The organism is Shewanella submarina (assembly GCF_042646185.1).
In the GTDB taxonomy this organism is placed as follows: Bacteria; Pseudomonadota; Gammaproteobacteria; order Enterobacterales; family Shewanellaceae; genus Shewanella; species Shewanella corallii.
Genome location: NZ_JBHRTD010000001.1, coordinates 144617 through 160280, shown reverse-complemented (window position 1 = coordinate 160280; position 15664 = coordinate 144617). Strand labels below are relative to the sequence as shown.

Sequence of the window (15664 nt, the reverse complement as noted above, 5' to 3'; positions counted from 1 at the left end):
GGCCTGGTGTACTCAGGCCTTTTCTCCTCTCGGCAGCCAGATAGATATCACTGCTGTGATTGACAGCATAATGGAACTTATCCATAAACACGCGCTAAGCCCCCACTGCTGGAACACCCAACCAGAGAGTATGGTCCCCGCCAATCTGCCTATGGCGTTGGCCATGTAGTAGAAGCCTACGTCCAGAGAGACACCATCCTCCCCGGCATAGCTGACAATCAAATAGCTGTGCAGGGATGAGTTCACGGCAAACACGCCACCAAACAGCAACAAGCCTCCCACCAGCAATACTTCGGGGGCGATACCGGCATTCAATGCCATGGCGATCAGTGCCGGGATCCCCGCCAGTAAACTCACCCACAACAAGGCTGTTTTACCATCCGGTGCATGACGGCTCTTGTCAGCTGACATACTGGCAATCGCCTTGTTATTACCGCCGGTAATACGGGGAGCAATAGACTGCACGCCACCATAACCAATGACCCAAAGGGCCAGAAAGCTCCCCACCTGCCAGTGATTCCAGTTGAAAGTTGCCGCCAGATAAACCGGTAGAGCCACCACAAACCAGATATCCCGCGAAGCAAACAGGAACAAACGGGCAGCAGAGAGGATATTGACGCTGCGGCTCTTGGAAAATATCTCACTGAATTTAGGCTTATTCTTTGCCTTGCCCAGCTCGGACTTGAGCTTGATAACACTGAGTAACCAAACCGCCGACAACATCACAGCCATCGCCAGCACCGCGCCTTTGAAGCCCATCAGACTCAGCAAAGCCGCGCCAAGGAAGAAACCCACGCCTTTAAGAGCATTCTTGGAGCCGGTCAGTACCGCTATCCAGTGATACAGTCGTCCTTCGCCGGTATCATCTTTCGGCACCAGAGTCTTGATAGCGCTCTTGGCACTCATCTTATTCAGGTCTTTGGCAATACCACTCATGGCCTGGGCAGCCATCACCCAGGGTACGGTCAGCCAGCCTGCGGGCACCAACAGCATACCCAGCGCCAGGATCTGCAACCCCAACCCCAGATTCATGGTTCGGTTCAGCCCCAAACGGGCGCCGAGCCAACCGCCTACAAGATTAGTCACCACACCAAAGAACTCGTAGAAGAGAAATAGCATGGCAATCTGAATTGGGCTGTAGCCAAGATCGTGAAAATGCAGCACCACCAACATGCGCAGTGCGCCATCGGTCAGGGTAAAGGCCCAGTAGTTGCCGGTAATCAACAGATACTGACGTACCTGCTCAGGCAAAGCTTTAATACGCGCCAACATGATTGATCCCATTGATCCTTGTTTGAAAACAGGCCAAAGCCGGGATGACAGACATCAACGTCCGTCATCACCGCCAGAACAGCTTATGCCTTGTCCATCTGACCGACCATACGGGCCAGTTCAGCAGTCCGGTTGGCGTAGCCCCACTCATTGTCGTACCAAACGTAAAGTTTGAGCTGAGTGCCATTCACTACCATGGTAGACATGGCATCCACAATGGCGCTGCGGGGATCTGTCTTATAGTCTACAGACACCAGTGGACGGGTCTCATAACCCATAATGCCCTTCAGCTCGCCGTTGGCTGCCTCTTCCAACAGGGCGTTCACTTCGGCTTCAGTCACTTCACGATTAAGCTCAAACACACAGTCAGTGATAGAGGCGTTGGCCAAAGGTACACGTACCGCGTGACCGTTCAACTTTCCTTTAAGCTCGGGGAAGATATGGGTAATCGCTGTAGCGCTACCCGTGGTTGTCGGGATCAGGCTAAGGCCACAGGCACGGGCACGGCGCAGATCTTTATGGGGTGCATCCAGAATGGTCTGGGTGTTGGTAATGTCATGAATGGTAGTCATTGAGCCATGCCTGATACCCATTTTCTCGTGCACAACTTTCACCACAGGCGCCAGACAGTTGGTGGTACAGGATGCCGCCGTCACAATGGGGTGCTCTGCCGGGTCATACAGCTGATGATTAACCCCCATCACCACGTTCAGTACGCCCTCTTCCTTCACAGGCGCGGTTACTACAACACGCTTAACGCCCTGCTCCAGATAAGCCTGCAGTTTGGCCTTGGTTTTCATCACGCCAGATGCTTCTATCACCAGATCGCAACCGGACCAGTCAGTGTCGCCAATAGCCATATTTCGACTGCACACAATACGCTTATCACCAATCACAATGGCATCACCGTCATGGCTGACCGCCTCAGACCAGCGACCGTGTACAGAGTCAAACTCCAGTAGATGTGCCAGAGTTGCCGCATCACCTGCGGGGTCATTAATCTGTACAAATTCAACATCATCCCAGGCCCAGGCAGCTCTCAGCGCCAGACGCCCCATACGGCCAAAACCATTGATACCTATCTTGATAGTCATAAAGCAGCTTCCTTAGCGGGTAGAGTATTCAGAGGAGGGAGTCTGCAGCGAGTCAGACTCTCCAGTATCTTTCATAAATTGATGGCGACGGCGGTTAACAAAGGCCACCAGCGACAGCATCACAGGCACCTCAACCAGCACGCCAACGACAGTCGCGAGCGCAGCGCCTGAGTGCAAACCGAACAGGGAAATAGCCACTGCCACAGCCAGTTCAAAGAAGTTGGATGTGGCGATCATGCAGGCCGGGGCAGCCACACCATGGGTTAACTTCATCTTGCGGGCCGCGTAGTAAGCGATAAAGAAGATGCCGTAAGTTTGCAAAAGCAGCGGGATGGCAATCAGCACAATATCCCCGGGCTGACTGACAATAGTATTGGCCTGCAGACCAAACAGCAGCACCACGGTAGCCAGCAACCCCACAATCGACCAGGGCTTAAGCTTGCCCACAAAGGCAGCCAATGCCTGCTCCTGGTTTTGCTTTCCGGCAGCAGATTGGTTAAAGGCGCGGCGGGTTAACACCCCGGCAATCAGCGGCAAAACCACATATAAACCGACAGAGAGCAGCAAGGTATTCCAGGGGACCTGAATATCACTGACCCCCAGCAACAAAGCGCAGATTGGCGCAAAGGCAAATACCATAATCAGGTCGTTAACCGACACCTGCACCAGGGTGTAATTGGCGTCGCCACGGGTCAGCTGACTCCAGACAAACACCATGGCAGTACAGGGCGCCACCCCCAGCAGAATCATACCGGCGATATATTCAGTCGCGGTTTGTGGATCCACCCAATCGGCAAACAACACCCGGAAAAACAACCAACCCAGCAGCGCCATGGTGAAGGGTTTAATCAACCAGTTCACCACCAGAGTGAGCAGCAGCCCCTTGGGTTTCTTACCGACATTCTTTACCGCGGTGAAGTCAATCTGCACCATCATGGGGTAAATCATTACCCAGATAAGTACCGCAATGGCCAGGTTTACGCTGGCATACTCCAATGAGGCAACGGCTTCAAACAACGCCGGAAAAAACTGTCCCAGAGCCACACCCAGCACAATAGCCAGACCCACCCAGACAGAGAGATAACGTTCAAACAGTCCCATGACTCATTCCCCAATAGAGTGCTTAACCGCAACAGGTTTGTTGGCGCTCTGGGCGGTTACCCATGGCATCGAGCAAAGCCAGCGGCTGAGTCAGCAGCTTTGGGTTATCTGCCAGGGTGGAAACCAGCACGCCCTTGCTCCATTGTGGTAACTCAGGGTTAAGACGATAAAACACCCACTGGCCCTGACGCGTATCTTCCAACAACCCCTCTTTGCGCAGCAGCGCCAGGTGCCGGGAGATTTTGGGCTGGCTTTCATCCAGTGCCGCCATCAACTCACACACACAAAGCTCGCCTTCATGCTGGATCAGCAGCAGCGACTTCAAACGGGTATCGTCGGCCAGAGCTTTAAAGAAATTCAGAGGTTCCATCATTTGTACCTTCATGATGGTTACCAACCACAAGGTGGTAACCGAGAGACATACGAAAAATCAGATATATGAAAAATGATATATACGTTTTTCCACATACACAATCCATTCCTCAAACATTTTTATCCTCAACACCAAGCCCACTCCTGTTTGGGTTGATAGTAAAAGAACTGTGTATCCTCAATCGCGAACGCCAAAGCCCGGGCAAATGGTTGTAAAATATGCGGCCTCAAAATCAATAAAATCCGTACCCTGCAGCCCTGAGGACAGAGAGATGAATCTTGCCGATTCCGTTCTTGCCGTGAACAACGACCTTCCCATTCGTACTGATAAACCTGTGCACAGCGGCAAAGTTCGCAGCGTCTACTGGCTGACCCAAGCCGACAGCCGCCGCCTGATTGAAGAAAAGGGATATGACGTTCCCCTGGATACGCCACTGGCGATCATGGTGATCTCAGATCGGATCTCAGCATTCGACTGCATCTTCCACGGTGAAGGTGGACTGCAAGGTATCCCAGGCAAAGGTGCCGCCCTCAATGCTATCTCCAATCATTGGTTCCAGTTATTCAAAGAGAACGGCCTGGCAGACAGCCATATTCTGGATATCCCCCACCCATTTGTGTGGATTGTGCAGAAGGCCCGGCCAGTAAAGGTGGAAGCTATTATTCGCCAGTACATTACCGGTTCAATGTGGCGGGCCTATGAGAAGGGAGAGCGAGAGTTTTGTGGTATTACCCTGCCGGAAGGTCTGCAAAAAGATCAAAAGCTGCCTGAGCTGCTGATCACCCCATCTACCAAAGGTATTCTGACCGGCATTCCCGGCGTCCCAGAGCAGGATGATGTCAATATTCGCCGCGGTGATATCGAAGCCAACTACCAGGCCTTTGGTTTTGAGAAGCCTGAAGATATCGACCTGTATGAAAAACTCTTAAAAGAGGGTTTTGGCGTGATTTCCGAAGCGCTGGCCAAGCTGGACCAGCTGTTTGTGGATACCAAGTTTGAATTTGGCTATGTCACAGACCGCAGCGGCAACTCCAAGCTGATCTATATGGATGAAGTGGGTACTCCTGACTCTTCCCGCATTTGGGATGGAGCCGCCTATCGCGACGGCAAGATTCTGGAAAACTCCAAGGAGGGCTTCCGCCAGTTCTTGCTTAATCACTTCCCGGATCCGGATATTCTGCTGAACAAAGACAGAATGCCTGAGCGTGAAGCCCTGGCTAGCGACAACGCACTGCCACTGGACGCCATGATGGCAACGTCACGCACCTACACAGGCATAGCCGAGAAGATAACCGGCACAGCCCTGCCCCTGAGCGACAATCCCAAAGCTGAGATTATCGCGGTACTGAAGCAGCAGTATCAGCTAATCGACTGAATCGCCTCAAGCAGCTCGGACTGTGTGACCAACAAAAATCCCCACTTTGGTGGGGATTTTCTTTTTATATTATCGCTCAGATAAAAACTGGCGGCCTATATTCAATCTTTCGATACGTCCTATCTTTAACTTTATCCCATCAAATTTACTTCTGTCTTTCTCTGTCAGTAACAAAAGTCCAAAACGCTTCCTTTCATTATTAACCAACTGCAATGGAAGGTGAACCTCGCAATATTTAGCATATTGCTCTAAATACATCCTTGAGTATGCACCTTGCGAAATAAGTTGAGGCTCTTCAAGCTCAATTCTTTTATGTTTGACCCAAGGTTCTAATGCATACCAAGTTGATAAGAACATCGGTCCCCAGATATTCATGAAGTGATTTCTGGATATCAAATTGTGTAATGCCATGTACCCAATTCGTTGTAGCTTGACACTAACATCCTGGGCCGCCCTCAACTCATTTTCATCCCAATTACAGACATATAGCTCAACATGATTACCCGAGCAATCACAATATCTATGCCTTTTGTGAGCGTCGGTCAAAACTCTGATCTTAGGTTTAAGGTCATCCATCTCTGCCATTGCCCAACGTAATATGTCGGCATCTCGAGAAAGAGAAGACTCCTTAAGACTTTTTGCCCCGTGCCGCAATCCCCTCAATAGTAACAGGCTCAAAAAGACCATAAATACATCTGAGACTCCAGATACTCCTGACCAATCAAATTTAGTCAACTCCACTTTTAACTCGGTCAACATACTTTGCTTCCTAAAACACTGACTCAATTAAACAGTGTACTGATAGTAAAATATTCAACAATAGTTGCTTTAATATTCCAATGAAAACTGAGTAATTTGCTTTAGCCCTCCAATTAGCCTCCGCTCCTCAATAATAGCCACACAAAAAGTTAACTTTAAGGTGATAAATGTACTGAAGCAGCACTATCAGCTAATCGACTAAGCCGCCTAAAGCAGGTCGAACAGGGTGACAAACAAAAAACCCCCACTTTGGTGGGGATTTTCTTTTCATAAGGTTCCGCTAAAGTAGGAGGGATGAAGACATTAATCTCTCTTACGCTATTGCTGCTTACAGCAAACGTCTGCGCCGACACCAGTCAGTGCTTTGGTACTACCGCCAAAGGCAGTTTGGAGGGTGGCGTCATGCTGCCAATGTCCGGCGATAACTTCGACAACTACAGCCTGGTTGCTGTGGCGGCAGGTCGCACCTACGTGCATGCCAAGGTCAGGGATATTTTGGTGGCATCCTACAAAGAGCTGGAAACCACCCAACCGGGCAAGGTCTACATGTATGGTGAAACAGGCTACGCCAGAGGCGGGCGCTTCAGCCCTCATAAAACCCATCAAAATGGGCTGTCTGTGGATTTTATGACCCCCGTGGTCAACGATGAAGGAGAGTCGGAATTACTCTTCACCCATGTCTTCAACCGCTTTGGTTACGACATTGAGTTTGACGCCAAAGGCAGGTATGACGACCAACACATAGATTATGACGCTATGGCCGCCCATATCGTGGCATTGCACAAACAAGCCAGGGCTCAGGGGGTGAAGATCTGGCGGGTCATCTTCGACCCCAAATTACAGCCGGGTCTTTTCAACACAAGCGATGGAGATTACCTGAAAGCCCACATTCAATTCTCCACCAAACCTTCCTGGGTCAGGCATGATGAGCACTACCATGTAGATTTTGATATTCCCTGCAAACCGGTCGCGGTAGCTAAACACTAGTCGCGATTGCTAAACCCTACTCGCGCTAACTATTCCGGGTTTTGTATCACATCGTCAGTAAAGTCGGTGCGCCAGAATTTATACCCCTGAACTGTCGCCTGAGCGGCTGCGCCCCAAATCGCTGACTGATAGATACGCACGCCATCCACATCGTAGGAGGTGTTGGCCGCAGCCTGACCACCTTCATCTTCATACTTGCCACTGGCTTCAGCCCGGGCTCCGGCATCCCAGCCCTCTTCCACAAACCGCTTCATCGCCGCATTGGTTTGGAAAATGCAGAGAAAGGCGACTTTCTTAAAACCAATACCGACACCGGCCCCCAATGAGGCAAAACGATAGTAGTCCACTTTGCCACCTGTGTGGAAAGTACAGATACCGCCGCCGGTAGAAGCAGCAAACAGATAACTGTCGTTACCGGTACACACCAGATACCCCTTACTTTTTGCAACAGCAGATCTGGCGCTTGCATGATCACTGTATATCTCAGCCAGGGCTTCAGCCGTGTCTTTACGGGCATTGGCTTTTTTCGCTTGCGGGGTGGAACCGGTAGCACAGGCCGTTAATGCCAAAGCTGCCACCAGCATAACAGGAAGAGGTTTCATCAAATGCTCCACTTAACCAAGAGGAATAACTGACTCTAAAACGTGGAACCAAACTTGTCTATTTTGCGTACATGGCAATTTGAAGCAGTTGGCAAAGTTCGTAACTGCACTTCCTGGACATAGATATCTATCTCTATGATTCAGCTAATGTTCAACTGAGCCATAGTAAGCTGTCATCTGACTCAGGAACCAGGGAGGCCCATATGACACTCAGACATGCCAGGCTTAACGACATTCCAGCTTTACTGTCATTGCAGCAAAGTTGCCACATCAGTGAGGTGGCGCGAGAGCTGATGCCTCAGGGGTTTCTGAATACGATTCTCGACGCGCAGGCTCTGCAACGTGCCATTGAAGATGAGCAGGCCATATACCTTGTAGAGTCTCTGGGTAAACCTATAGCTATGGCGGTCTGCGCCAGCTGGGAGTTTTGGTCAGGCTCAGCCAGCGTCAGCGCCAGAGCGGATGCGCTGGAGCAGTTGCATCAGGGCATCAACCGCAGTAACAGCTATTTCTGGGGGCCTGTATGTATTGACCCCATGCACAGAGGACAGGGGCTGTTTGAAGAACTCTTCTTTACCAGTCGTCATGCTCAGGCCAGTCGCTATCAATATGTTTACTCCTATGTACATATTAATAATGAGCGATCACTGGCAGCTCATATACACAAAGCTGGTTTTCTCTATGTGCGAGACTTCGAACAGGGGCTGGATAGCTACTGCGAACTGATTCGAGCCACAGATGATTAGCAGCTACCGCCTGCCATAGCGAAATGCCCGCATTAAAGCGGGCATTTGCATTGCTGATTTACAGCTTCCTGATCCGTGCGATCTCATCAGCGGCGATCCCCAGAGACTCCAGGAACTTCTGATGCTCCTGCGGTTCCATCTCTTCAAACTTACGATGCCACTTCACCATGTCATTTTCGCTGAAACCGGCTGCTTGCATAGTTCCAACCCTGTACCTTTAGACGGGTCAAACAGAGATTTAATCTTAATTAATTTCAGTAGTTTCTTATCAACTTCCTTTCTCATTTTCCCCGAGCCTGTACTAGAACTAATAAAGGCTGGTTTGCCCGGCAGGGATAGCGGAACAAAGATCGGGAAGGGAAACATGAAGATTCTTGTCGTCGAAGACACCATAACAATGCGCCATATTATGCTGCACATGCTTCGTACACTGGGATATGAGGATGTAGAAGAGGCTGTGGATGGTTGCCATGCACTTGAGCTGATTAGCAAGCAAAAAATAGACTTGGTCATCACTGACATGAATATGCCGAAAATGGACGGTTTCAAGTTACTGCAGACGATCAAGGCCGATCCTCAGCTGGCTCACATTCCTGTCATGATGGTCACCTGCGATGCCGACAAAGACAATATCCAGTTGGCTATGGCCGCCAAAGTCGCAGGATTCATTATCAAACCCTTCAACCTGGGCACATTGGAAAAACAATTAAAAAAGGTATTAAAAGCATAAACCTGAGCTGGCATCGTAAAGAAAAAACAAACCTACCCCAACACCTGTCAGAGAAGGATTTACTTATATACTCAAATAAAAAAACCAGCTTAAAACAAGCCAAATAACTGCATCAAAACGTATTATTTCAGAGTGTTAGTCACAGAAGTAAATTAAATACCTTGCCTTGTGCGTTATGCGAAGCAAACAGCACTTTCCCTATCGAACTTAATGTAATTTAACAATGGCTTGCAGTCACAAAAACGACGCTTGCTTTAGCAGCTGTTTATACACTACAGAATTCGATAAAAACCTTAACAATGAAAAAGACCACACTCGCTTTATTGCTGAGCGCCGGCCTGCCATTTGCAGCCCTTGCCGCCGAACCTATGCCTTACCCTCTGTCCAATCTGACTGTTAAAGATGGCGTTATGCCAGAAGTCAGCCAGTTTAAAGATGCCAAGAGCTGTAAAGGATGTCACCCTCGTCAATTCAAAGGCTGGCAGGGCTCCATGCACTCTATCGCCTTTATCGATCCTGTATTCCAGGCTGAATGGGCCATGGGCGAAACAGAAACCGATGGCGCTACCCGTAACCTGTGCGGTGGCTGTCATACCGCTATTGGTACTGTAACTCAAACGGTGGAGTTCAAATCTGAATCCGGCAAGTATGGTGGCTTCACCACTCAGGCAGCTGCCACCCAGGGCGTCAGCTGCGAGGTTTGCCACAGCGTAGTGGACACCAATATCGATAAGACAGCCAATGGCGAGCATGGTAATGCTTCGCTTGAGCTGGCAACCGACGGTGCCAAGCGCGGCCCTTTGTCTGATGCCAAGGCTCGTGGCCACAAAGTGGTTTACTCAGAACTGCACACCAAGTCCGAGTTCTGCGCCAACTGTCATAACGTATTTAACCCGGTACACGATGACTTCCCACTGGAGCACACTTACCAGGAGTGGAAGGATTCACCTTACGCCAAGGCTGAAATCCAGTGTCAGGACTGCCACATGGTACCGGTGGAAACTGCGGTCCGTGTTGCCGATGAGATGAAGCCCGCCAAGCAGCTGAAAGATCATGGTCTCGGCGGCAAAGCCGGCATGGGTGGCGGTCACCGCGATCTGATCCACGATCATACATTCGTCGGTGGTAACGCTGTGGTTGCACCACTACTGGGTGTTCCTGGTGGTGAAGCGCACGCTGCCGAAGCCAAAAAACGTCTGCAGACAGTGGCTGAGCTGAATGCCAAAGTTTCCGGCTCTGCCAGGGCACCAGTACTGGAAGTGACAGTTCACAACCGCCGCGCCGGTCACGACCTGCCAACCAGTCTGACCTTTATCCGTCAGGTATGGCTGGAAGTCGTAATCACCGACAATCAGGGTAAAGAGATCCTGCGTTCAGGTACACTGACTGCAGACAACAGCCTGCCGGACGGCACGGTAGTATTCCAGGACACTGCTGTAGATATCCACGGCAAGCTGGAGCACAAGCCATGGAAAGTGGCTAAGTTCAGCGTACAGAACACCATCCCGGCGAAAGGCAGCAAGACAGTGTCTTACCCATTTGAACTGCCAGCTGGCGTGACTGACTATAGGGTTGATGTGAAGCTGCACTACCGTTCATTTGACCAGAGCGTGGCCGATCTGTTGCTGGAAGATAAGGTAACTGTTCCTTCCATCGAAATGACTCAGCTGCAACAAAGCTATCAGGGCACATCTCTGAAGTAAGCGACAGCAGTTATGTAGCCTAAAAAACCGGAGCCATGCTCCGGTTTTTTCCTCTCTAACAAGGCCGTTGTATTTCACTGATATTAAGTTGGATAATTCAGTCACAACTTATTCAACTGCGATCCCCTATGGCTTGTTTCTCCGCTCCTATGTATAAGTATCTGCCAGGACTTACGCTGCTTTCGATTGTCCTTAGCCTGTTTTCACTTTCAGCCGCGGCGACTGAGCCTGATAATCAGGAGACAGCACCGGAATGTCGCAACAACTGCACCCTGGTGATCGCATCCGATACTCAGGTGTTAACCCTGATAAATCCGAAGCGTTCGGCCACCGCTCTGTCCCCCTTTTCCACCTTCAAAATTCCCAACTCGCTGATCGCGCTGGATCTGGGTGTTATCAAAAATCTGCAGCAGCCATTGAGCTTTGATAAATCGGATTACCCGGTACAGCCTGGCTGGCCCAAAATCTGGTACGAAAAGCCTGTCGATCTACGCACCGCCTTTCAAAACTCTGCCGTGCCCGTGTACCGCCAACTGGCAACTGATATAGGTGCAACTAAGATGCAGGCCTATCTGGATAAATTTAATTACGGCAATAAAGATATCAGCTCAGGGCTGGACAGCTTTTGGTTGAATGGCAGCCTGAAGATCTCGGCTGACGAGCAGATAGTGTTTCTTAAGTCTCTGTACCATGGTGAGCTGGCTGTTAGCCCAGACTCCCTGGCTAAACTCAAGCAGGTGATGCTGGTAGAGCAAACACCCGACTATCGCCTCTACGCCAAAACCGGTGGCGGCAAACTGGATTCAGGTAAATCACTGGGCTGGTATGTGGGTTATGTCGAAAACAGTGATGGCGTGTTTTACTTCGCCATGAATCTGGAAGGGGATAAGTTCTGGCCTACCATGAAAAAACGCCTGCCCATTATGCGCAGAGCATTGCAACAAGCCGGTATTATCTGACACAGAAGCGCTTAACCCTGCTGGCGCTATCTAGCAACCACTGGTAACCATAGACACAGTCGGAGTACCGTTGCTGGGGGGTTGAGCGTATTGAACATAGCAGTTGGTAGTGTCAGGAAAAGACCAGCGAACAGTGGCACCATTGGGAGCTGTAATATCAAAGCCGTCGCTTTCCACGAGATCATCAATTTCATCATCCCGGGATAACAGTCCTGCATCTGCATAGCCCCAAACTATTCGAACGTTTTGATTATATGCCGGAAGAAAAATGGAATCTCCACGCAGAGTATTGTTGCAACTCGCGGTGAGCTTACAAGCTATGGAAACATGCTCAGATGTTGATGTAACCGCAGCGCGCAAACCTTCCAATGCCGCAATTCTGGACTCAGTAGAGAGATTAACGAATCTTGGCAACGCGACTACCGCCAAAATACCCAGTATCAGGATAACAACGACCAGCTCGATCAATGAAAAACCGTTCAAACGTCTCATTTAGCTATATTAGTTTCTTATTGTCTAATTGGTGACAATATAACCAACTCAAGTAACATGACCAAGCCTCGCAGAGTAAATTCCTGAGCTAGCCCTGCTGGCGCTTGCGGCTGTCATCCAGCAGTCGCTCAACAAACACCTGAGCCGGTGTACTCAGTGCCCGCGAACCATGGTGAATAATTGCCAGCGGCCGCTTTGAATCTATGTCGCTGAGGCGAATGCGATTCAAGCTGCCCTTGGCCACCTCTTCCTTGATGGTTTCCGCCGGCAATATGGATACCCCCACTTCCGCCTCCACCGCTTTTTTCAGGGTAAAGACATTATTGTGGGTCATGCGGATATCCACATCGACACTCTGGCTGCGCAGCAATCTGTCTATCTCCACCCGGGTGGGGATGCCCTCACCGAAGGCGATAAAGTGCTCCTGATGCAGTTGTTTGATTGAAACTGACTTCTTACGGCTGAGCCTGTGCTTGTTACCTACCACCAGCACCAGTTCATCTTCAGAAAAAGGGATAGACTGAATTTGCGGCCGATTCTGGGGGTAAGCCACTACCCCGAGATCTATCTGCTCTTTGGTGATCGCTTCATAGATCTCTTCGCTGTGACGATACTCAAGGTGAACACACACCTTGGGAAACGCCTTCATAAAGCCCGCCAGAAAATCCCCCAGCTCATACATGCCCACACTGTGAATCGCAGCAACACGAATGTGCCCCTCAAGTATTCCCTGACGATAGTTGGACTTACTTTTGATCTGCTCACACAACCTGAGGATCTCCCGCACATCTTCCAGGATAAGCAACCCCTCCGGGGTCAACTGTGTTGTCTGGGAAGTGCGGGACAACAGTTGCTGCCCCAATGCGTGCTCCAGCTTCTTGATATGCACACTCACAGCAGGCTGGCTGATGTGATTAAGCTTGGCCACCTTCACAAAACTCAACTCCCGGGCCAGCTCACTGAATAGCTTTAACTGCGTCAGGTTCATAGCAATAATCTCAAATTATTGAAGCTATACATTTATAACATTTCAGTTACAGACATGCACCCTGCATAATAAATGTGTTGGCAGAATTTGCATTCTTTGATAGGCCGACACCACACTGAGGATGAGAAGGAACCGGGATGACCGAGCAAGCAAAAGCCATAGACATAAAAACTGCCATGCCTAAGAAGAAAACATCCAAACAGTCCACTGTGCTGTATGACCTGAACGCCAAGAACCCCAGCATTCCCTGGAATGCTGATGGCACCTATCCATACAGCAAGAAAATGCAGGTGCTGGAGTATGAGCGTCACAAGCATGAACTGCAGATTGAACTGCTGAAAATGCAGGGCTGGGTAAAGGAAACCAATCAGCGCATCGTTATCCTGTTTGAAGGCCGGGATGCCGCCGGTAAAGGGGGCACCATCAAGCGCTTTATGGAGCACCTCAATCCCAGGGGTGCCCACGTGATTGCACTGGAAAAGCCCAATGCCAGAGAGCGTAATCAGTGGTATTTCCAACGTTATATCGAGCATCTGCCCAGCAAAGGCGAAATCATCCTGTTTGACCGCTCCTGGTATAACCGTGCCGGTGTCGAAAAGGTGATGGGCTTCTGTAACGACGAAGAGTATCTGGAGTTTCTGCGTCAGGCACCGGATCTCGAACGTATGCTGACCAACTCAGGCATCAAGCTGTTTAAGTACTGGTTCTCGGTCAGTCGTACCGAGCAGTTCCGCCGCTTTAAGTCCAGGCAAAATGACCCGCTGAAACAGTGGAAACTCAGCCCTGTGGATATGGCCTCGCTGGCCAAATGGGACGACTATAGTGCTGCCAAAGACGCCATGATGTTCCATACAGATACCAAAGATGCCCCCTGGACAGTGATCCGCTCAGATGACAAGAAGCGTGGCCGCATCAACTGTATGCGCCACTTCCTCAGTCAACTGGATTACCCGGGCAAAGACCATGATGTCGTCGACTGTGTCGATCCTCTGATCGCCGGCCCAGCCAAAGACTTCAAACGCGAACGTTGATAAGAATTAGGAGCTACACATGTCGGTTAAAGATATCGCAGTACTTGAGAAACGCTTCGCCCAGTATCAATTGGATGCTGAGAAAACTGCGCAGGCAGCCAAAGAAGCCACAGACATTGCCAACAAGGCCATTGATAAAGCAGACAAAGCTGAGCTGATTGCCGAGCAGGCCAAAAAGAAAATGAAGAAGGCCAAAAAAGAGTTGAAACAGGCCAGGGCGCTGCAGGTTGCCCATAAAAATGCGGCAAAAAAGTTTGCTGTGAAAAGGGCTAAAAAACAGAGCAAGCAGGCTAAAAAATCCGGTGCCCCTAAAGCTCTGGTCGCCAGTGCAAAGCTTAATGGCGCCGCCAGTCCAAGTGCAGCATAAAGAAGAGATTTAATCAAAAAGGCCAATGGCAACTTCCCTGCGCTATTGGCCTTTTTTCATTTGGTAAAGCTTAAGCCTGGTTTTGTTTCTCTTCAGGCTTGCTCAGCATCCAACTGGCGACCATGGAGATCACCAAAATACTTGCTACCACACCCAGAGCGATCAGGGTTGGGATCTTATACCACTCCATAATCAGCATTTTGGTACCGATAAACACCAGAATTGCCGCCAGACCATACTTCAACAGGGCAAAACGTTCCGCTACCCCTGCCAGCAGGAAGTACATGGCACGCAGACCCATAATCGCGAAGATGTTGGAGGTCAGCACGATAAAGGGATCTGTGGTCACCGCAAAAATCGCCGGGATACTGTCCACAGCAAAGATCACATCACTGATCTCCACCAGTACCAGCACCAAAAACAGTGGCGTCGCAAAACGCACACCCTGTTTCATCACAAAGAAACGCTCGCCGTGCAGCTCATCGGTCAACTTCATGCGACGACGCATAAAGGCCAATACCGGGTTGGTACTCAGGTCACCCTCAGACTCTTTCACCAGCAGCATCTTCACACCAGTAAACACCAGGAAAGCACCGAACACATAGAGGATCCAGTGGAACTGGTTAATCAGGTACGCACCACCGAATACCATAATGGAACGCAAAATAATGGCACCCAGTACACCGTACAACAGCACCCTGCGCTGCAGCTCCGCCGGAATCGCAAAGAAGCTGAAGATCATCAGCCACACAAATACGTTATCCACCGCCAGCGCTTTCTCCAGCAGGTAGCCAGTAAAGAACTCTACCGTTTTCTGGTGCGCCAGTTCAGCGCCACCAATATGGTTGAAGTAGAACCACAAACCGGCATTAAAGGCCATGGCAACCGCCACCCACACCAGAGTCCAGATACCCGCCTCTTTTACCGATACCTTATGACTGTGACCTCCGCCAACAAAGCGAATATCAATCCAGAGTATCCCCAACACCAGGGCAAAGAAGGCTACCCATAACCACCATTGCTCAATCATCTTAATCTCCAGTATGCGGCCTTGAATAACCGCCCAATTATTGTGACGTGTGGCT

General features: G+C 50.1%; 18 protein-coding genes. 8 read left to right on the top strand and 10 right to left on the bottom strand.

Annotation, left to right across the window (positions count from 1 at the left end; translation table 11 throughout):
• Window positions 1–12: 12 nt before the first annotated feature.
• From arsJ to ACFOE0_RS00740, 4 genes are all read right to left on the bottom strand, one after another.
• A complete protein-coding gene (gene arsJ / locus ACFOE0_RS00755) occupies window positions 13–1272 on the bottom strand; it encodes an organoarsenical effux MFS transporter ArsJ (protein ID WP_248936513.1) in 1260 nt (419 codons plus the stop codon).
• A gap of 83 nt (window positions 1273–1355) precedes the next feature.
• Complete coding sequence (locus ACFOE0_RS00750; protein ID WP_248936512.1) at window positions 1356–2366, bottom strand: ArsJ-associated glyceraldehyde-3-phosphate dehydrogenase; 1011 nt, start codon at window positions 2364–2366, stop codon at window positions 1356–1358.
• 12 nt (window positions 2367–2378) lie between these two features.
• Window positions 2379–3467: an ACR3 family arsenite efflux transporter gene (arsB, locus tag ACFOE0_RS00745; RefSeq protein WP_248936511.1), complete on the bottom strand. Its 1089-nt coding sequence runs from the start codon at window positions 3465–3467 to the stop codon at window positions 2379–2381.
• 22 nt (window positions 3468–3489) lie between these two features.
• The gene (locus ACFOE0_RS00740; protein WP_248936708.1) at window positions 3490–3837 is read right to left on the bottom strand and encodes a metalloregulator ArsR/SmtB family transcription factor; all 348 of its coding nucleotides are present in this window, start codon (window positions 3835–3837) and stop codon (window positions 3490–3492) included.
• 274 nt (window positions 3838–4111) lie between these two features.
• Here ACFOE0_RS00740 and ACFOE0_RS00735 point away from each other — a divergent pair, with 274 nt between their 5' ends.
• Window positions 4112–5215: a phosphoribosylaminoimidazolesuccinocarboxamide synthase gene (locus ACFOE0_RS00735; protein WP_248936510.1), complete on the top strand. Its 1104-nt coding sequence runs from the start codon at window positions 4112–4114 to the stop codon at window positions 5213–5215.
• 69 nt (window positions 5216–5284) lie between these two features.
• On the opposite strand, the gene ACFOE0_RS00730 is transcribed toward ACFOE0_RS00735, so the two are convergent.
• The gene (locus ACFOE0_RS00730; RefSeq protein ID WP_248936509.1) at window positions 5285–5974 is read right to left on the bottom strand and encodes a hypothetical protein; all 690 of its coding nucleotides are present in this window, start codon (window positions 5972–5974) and stop codon (window positions 5285–5287) included.
• 294 nt (window positions 5975–6268) lie between these two features.
• On the opposite strand from ACFOE0_RS00730, the gene ACFOE0_RS00725 reads away from it, so the two are divergent.
• Window positions 6269–6961, top strand: a complete 693-nt coding sequence (locus tag ACFOE0_RS00725; protein ID WP_248936508.1) for a penicillin-insensitive murein endopeptidase — start codon at window positions 6269–6271, stop codon at window positions 6959–6961.
• 29 nt (window positions 6962–6990) lie between these two features.
• Here the strand turns inward: ACFOE0_RS00725 and ACFOE0_RS00720 are convergent, their stop codons facing one another.
• The gene (locus tag ACFOE0_RS00720) at window positions 6991–7563 is read right to left on the bottom strand and encodes a lipid-binding SYLF domain-containing protein (protein ID WP_248936507.1); all 573 of its coding nucleotides are present in this window, start codon (window positions 7561–7563) and stop codon (window positions 6991–6993) included.
• Window positions 7564–7766: 203 nt separating this feature from the next.
• Between ACFOE0_RS00720 and ACFOE0_RS00715 the strand changes: the two genes are divergently transcribed.
• Window positions 7767–8309 carry a GNAT family N-acetyltransferase gene (locus ACFOE0_RS00715; protein ID WP_248936506.1) on the top strand — a complete coding sequence of 181 codons (543 nt, stop codon included), beginning with the start codon at window positions 7767–7769 and terminating at the stop codon, window positions 8307–8309.
• A 58-nt stretch (window positions 8310–8367) separates the two neighbouring features.
• Here the strand turns inward: ACFOE0_RS00715 and ACFOE0_RS00710 are convergent, their stop codons facing one another.
• Window positions 8368–8508, bottom strand: coding sequence for a hypothetical protein (locus ACFOE0_RS00710; protein ID WP_248936505.1), 141 nt, complete (start codon window positions 8506–8508; stop codon window positions 8368–8370).
• 165 nt (window positions 8509–8673) lie between these two features.
• Between ACFOE0_RS00710 and ACFOE0_RS00705 the strand changes: the two genes are divergently transcribed.
• The 3 genes from ACFOE0_RS00705 to ACFOE0_RS00695 all read left to right on the top strand — a co-directional run bounded on the left by ACFOE0_RS00705 (window position 8674) and on the right by ACFOE0_RS00695 (window position 11701).
• Window positions 8674–9039, top strand: coding sequence for a response regulator (locus ACFOE0_RS00705; protein WP_248936504.1), 366 nt, complete (start codon window positions 8674–8676; stop codon window positions 9037–9039).
• Between the two features lie 299 nt (window positions 9040–9338).
• The gene (locus ACFOE0_RS00700) at window positions 9339–10742 is read left to right on the top strand and encodes a multiheme c-type cytochrome (RefSeq protein ID WP_248936503.1); all 1404 of its coding nucleotides are present in this window, start codon (window positions 9339–9341) and stop codon (window positions 10740–10742) included.
• A 128-nt stretch (window positions 10743–10870) separates the two neighbouring features.
• The gene (locus ACFOE0_RS00695; protein WP_248936502.1) at window positions 10871–11701 is read left to right on the top strand and encodes a penicillin-binding transpeptidase domain-containing protein; all 831 of its coding nucleotides are present in this window, start codon (window positions 10871–10873) and stop codon (window positions 11699–11701) included.
• Window positions 11702–11731: 30 nt separating this feature from the next.
• Here the strand turns inward: ACFOE0_RS00695 and ACFOE0_RS00690 are convergent, their stop codons facing one another.
• Together ACFOE0_RS00690 and ACFOE0_RS00685 are read right to left on the bottom strand one after the other, a co-directional pair.
• On the bottom strand, window positions 11732–12193 hold the full coding sequence (locus ACFOE0_RS00690) for a prepilin-type N-terminal cleavage/methylation domain-containing protein (protein WP_283106474.1): 462 nt from the start codon (window positions 12191–12193) through the stop codon (window positions 11732–11734).
• A gap of 88 nt (window positions 12194–12281) precedes the next feature.
• Complete coding sequence (locus ACFOE0_RS00685; RefSeq protein WP_248936501.1) at window positions 12282–13181, bottom strand: LysR family transcriptional regulator; 900 nt, start codon at window positions 13179–13181, stop codon at window positions 12282–12284.
• Window positions 13182–13318: 137 nt separating this feature from the next.
• Here ACFOE0_RS00685 and ppk2 point away from each other — a divergent pair, with 137 nt between their 5' ends.
• Window positions 13319–14212, top strand: coding sequence for a polyphosphate kinase 2 (gene ppk2 / locus ACFOE0_RS00680; RefSeq protein WP_248936500.1), 894 nt, complete (start codon window positions 13319–13321; stop codon window positions 14210–14212).
• 19 nt (window positions 14213–14231) lie between these two features.
• Window positions 14232–14579, top strand: a complete 348-nt coding sequence (locus ACFOE0_RS00675) for a hypothetical protein (RefSeq protein ID WP_248936499.1) — start codon at window positions 14232–14234, stop codon at window positions 14577–14579.
• 70 nt (window positions 14580–14649) lie between these two features.
• Here the strand turns inward: ACFOE0_RS00675 and ACFOE0_RS00670 are convergent, their stop codons facing one another.
• Window positions 14650–15609 (bottom strand): TerC family protein, encoded by a 960-nt coding sequence (locus ACFOE0_RS00670; RefSeq protein ID WP_162807206.1) that lies wholly within the window; start codon window positions 15607–15609, stop codon window positions 14650–14652.
• Window positions 15610–15664: the final 55 nt, after the last annotated feature.

What these genes read in the sequence shown, in the direction of transcription:
- arsJ (WP_248936513.1), bottom strand. Translation starts at nt 1,272, where the DNA reads ATGTTGGCGCGTATTAAAGCTTTGCCTGAGCAGGTACGTCAGTATCTG.
- ACFOE0_RS00750 (WP_248936512.1), bottom strand. Translation starts at nt 2,366, where the DNA reads ATGACTATCAAGATAGGTATCAATGGTTTTGGCCGTATGGGGCGTCTG.
- arsB (WP_248936511.1), bottom strand. Translation starts at nt 3,467, where the DNA reads ATGGGACTGTTTGAACGTTATCTCTCTGTCTGGGTGGGTCTGGCTATT.
- ACFOE0_RS00740 (WP_248936708.1), bottom strand. Translation starts at nt 3,837, where the DNA reads ATGGAACCTCTGAATTTCTTTAAAGCTCTGGCCGACGATACCCGTTTG.
- ACFOE0_RS00735 (WP_248936510.1), top strand. Translation starts at nt 4,112, where the DNA reads ATGAATCTTGCCGATTCCGTTCTTGCCGTGAACAACGACCTTCCCATT.
- ACFOE0_RS00730 (WP_248936509.1), bottom strand. Translation starts at nt 5,974, where the DNA reads ATGTTGACCGAGTTAAAAGTGGAGTTGACTAAATTTGATTGGTCAGGA.
- ACFOE0_RS00725 (WP_248936508.1), top strand. Translation starts at nt 6,269, where the DNA reads ATGAAGACATTAATCTCTCTTACGCTATTGCTGCTTACAGCAAACGTC.
- ACFOE0_RS00720 (WP_248936507.1), bottom strand. Translation starts at nt 7,563, where the DNA reads ATGAAACCTCTTCCTGTTATGCTGGTGGCAGCTTTGGCATTAACGGCC.
- ACFOE0_RS00715 (WP_248936506.1), top strand. Translation starts at nt 7,767, where the DNA reads ATGACACTCAGACATGCCAGGCTTAACGACATTCCAGCTTTACTGTCA.
- ACFOE0_RS00710 (WP_248936505.1), bottom strand. Translation starts at nt 8,508, where the DNA reads ATGCAAGCAGCCGGTTTCAGCGAAAATGACATGGTGAAGTGGCATCGT.
- ACFOE0_RS00705 (WP_248936504.1), top strand. Translation starts at nt 8,674, where the DNA reads ATGAAGATTCTTGTCGTCGAAGACACCATAACAATGCGCCATATTATG.
- ACFOE0_RS00700 (WP_248936503.1), top strand. Translation starts at nt 9,339, where the DNA reads ATGAAAAAGACCACACTCGCTTTATTGCTGAGCGCCGGCCTGCCATTT.
- ACFOE0_RS00695 (WP_248936502.1), top strand. Translation starts at nt 10,871, where the DNA reads ATGGCTTGTTTCTCCGCTCCTATGTATAAGTATCTGCCAGGACTTACG.
- ACFOE0_RS00690 (WP_283106474.1), bottom strand. Translation starts at nt 12,193, where the DNA reads ATGAGACGTTTGAACGGTTTTTCATTGATCGAGCTGGTCGTTGTTATC.
- ACFOE0_RS00685 (WP_248936501.1), bottom strand. Translation starts at nt 13,181, where the DNA reads ATGAACCTGACGCAGTTAAAGCTATTCAGTGAGCTGGCCCGGGAGTTG.
- ppk2 (WP_248936500.1), top strand. Translation starts at nt 13,319, where the DNA reads ATGACCGAGCAAGCAAAAGCCATAGACATAAAAACTGCCATGCCTAAG.
- ACFOE0_RS00675 (WP_248936499.1), top strand. Translation starts at nt 14,232, where the DNA reads ATGTCGGTTAAAGATATCGCAGTACTTGAGAAACGCTTCGCCCAGTAT.
- ACFOE0_RS00670 (WP_162807206.1), bottom strand. Translation starts at nt 15,609, where the DNA reads ATGATTGAGCAATGGTGGTTATGGGTAGCCTTCTTTGCCCTGGTGTTG.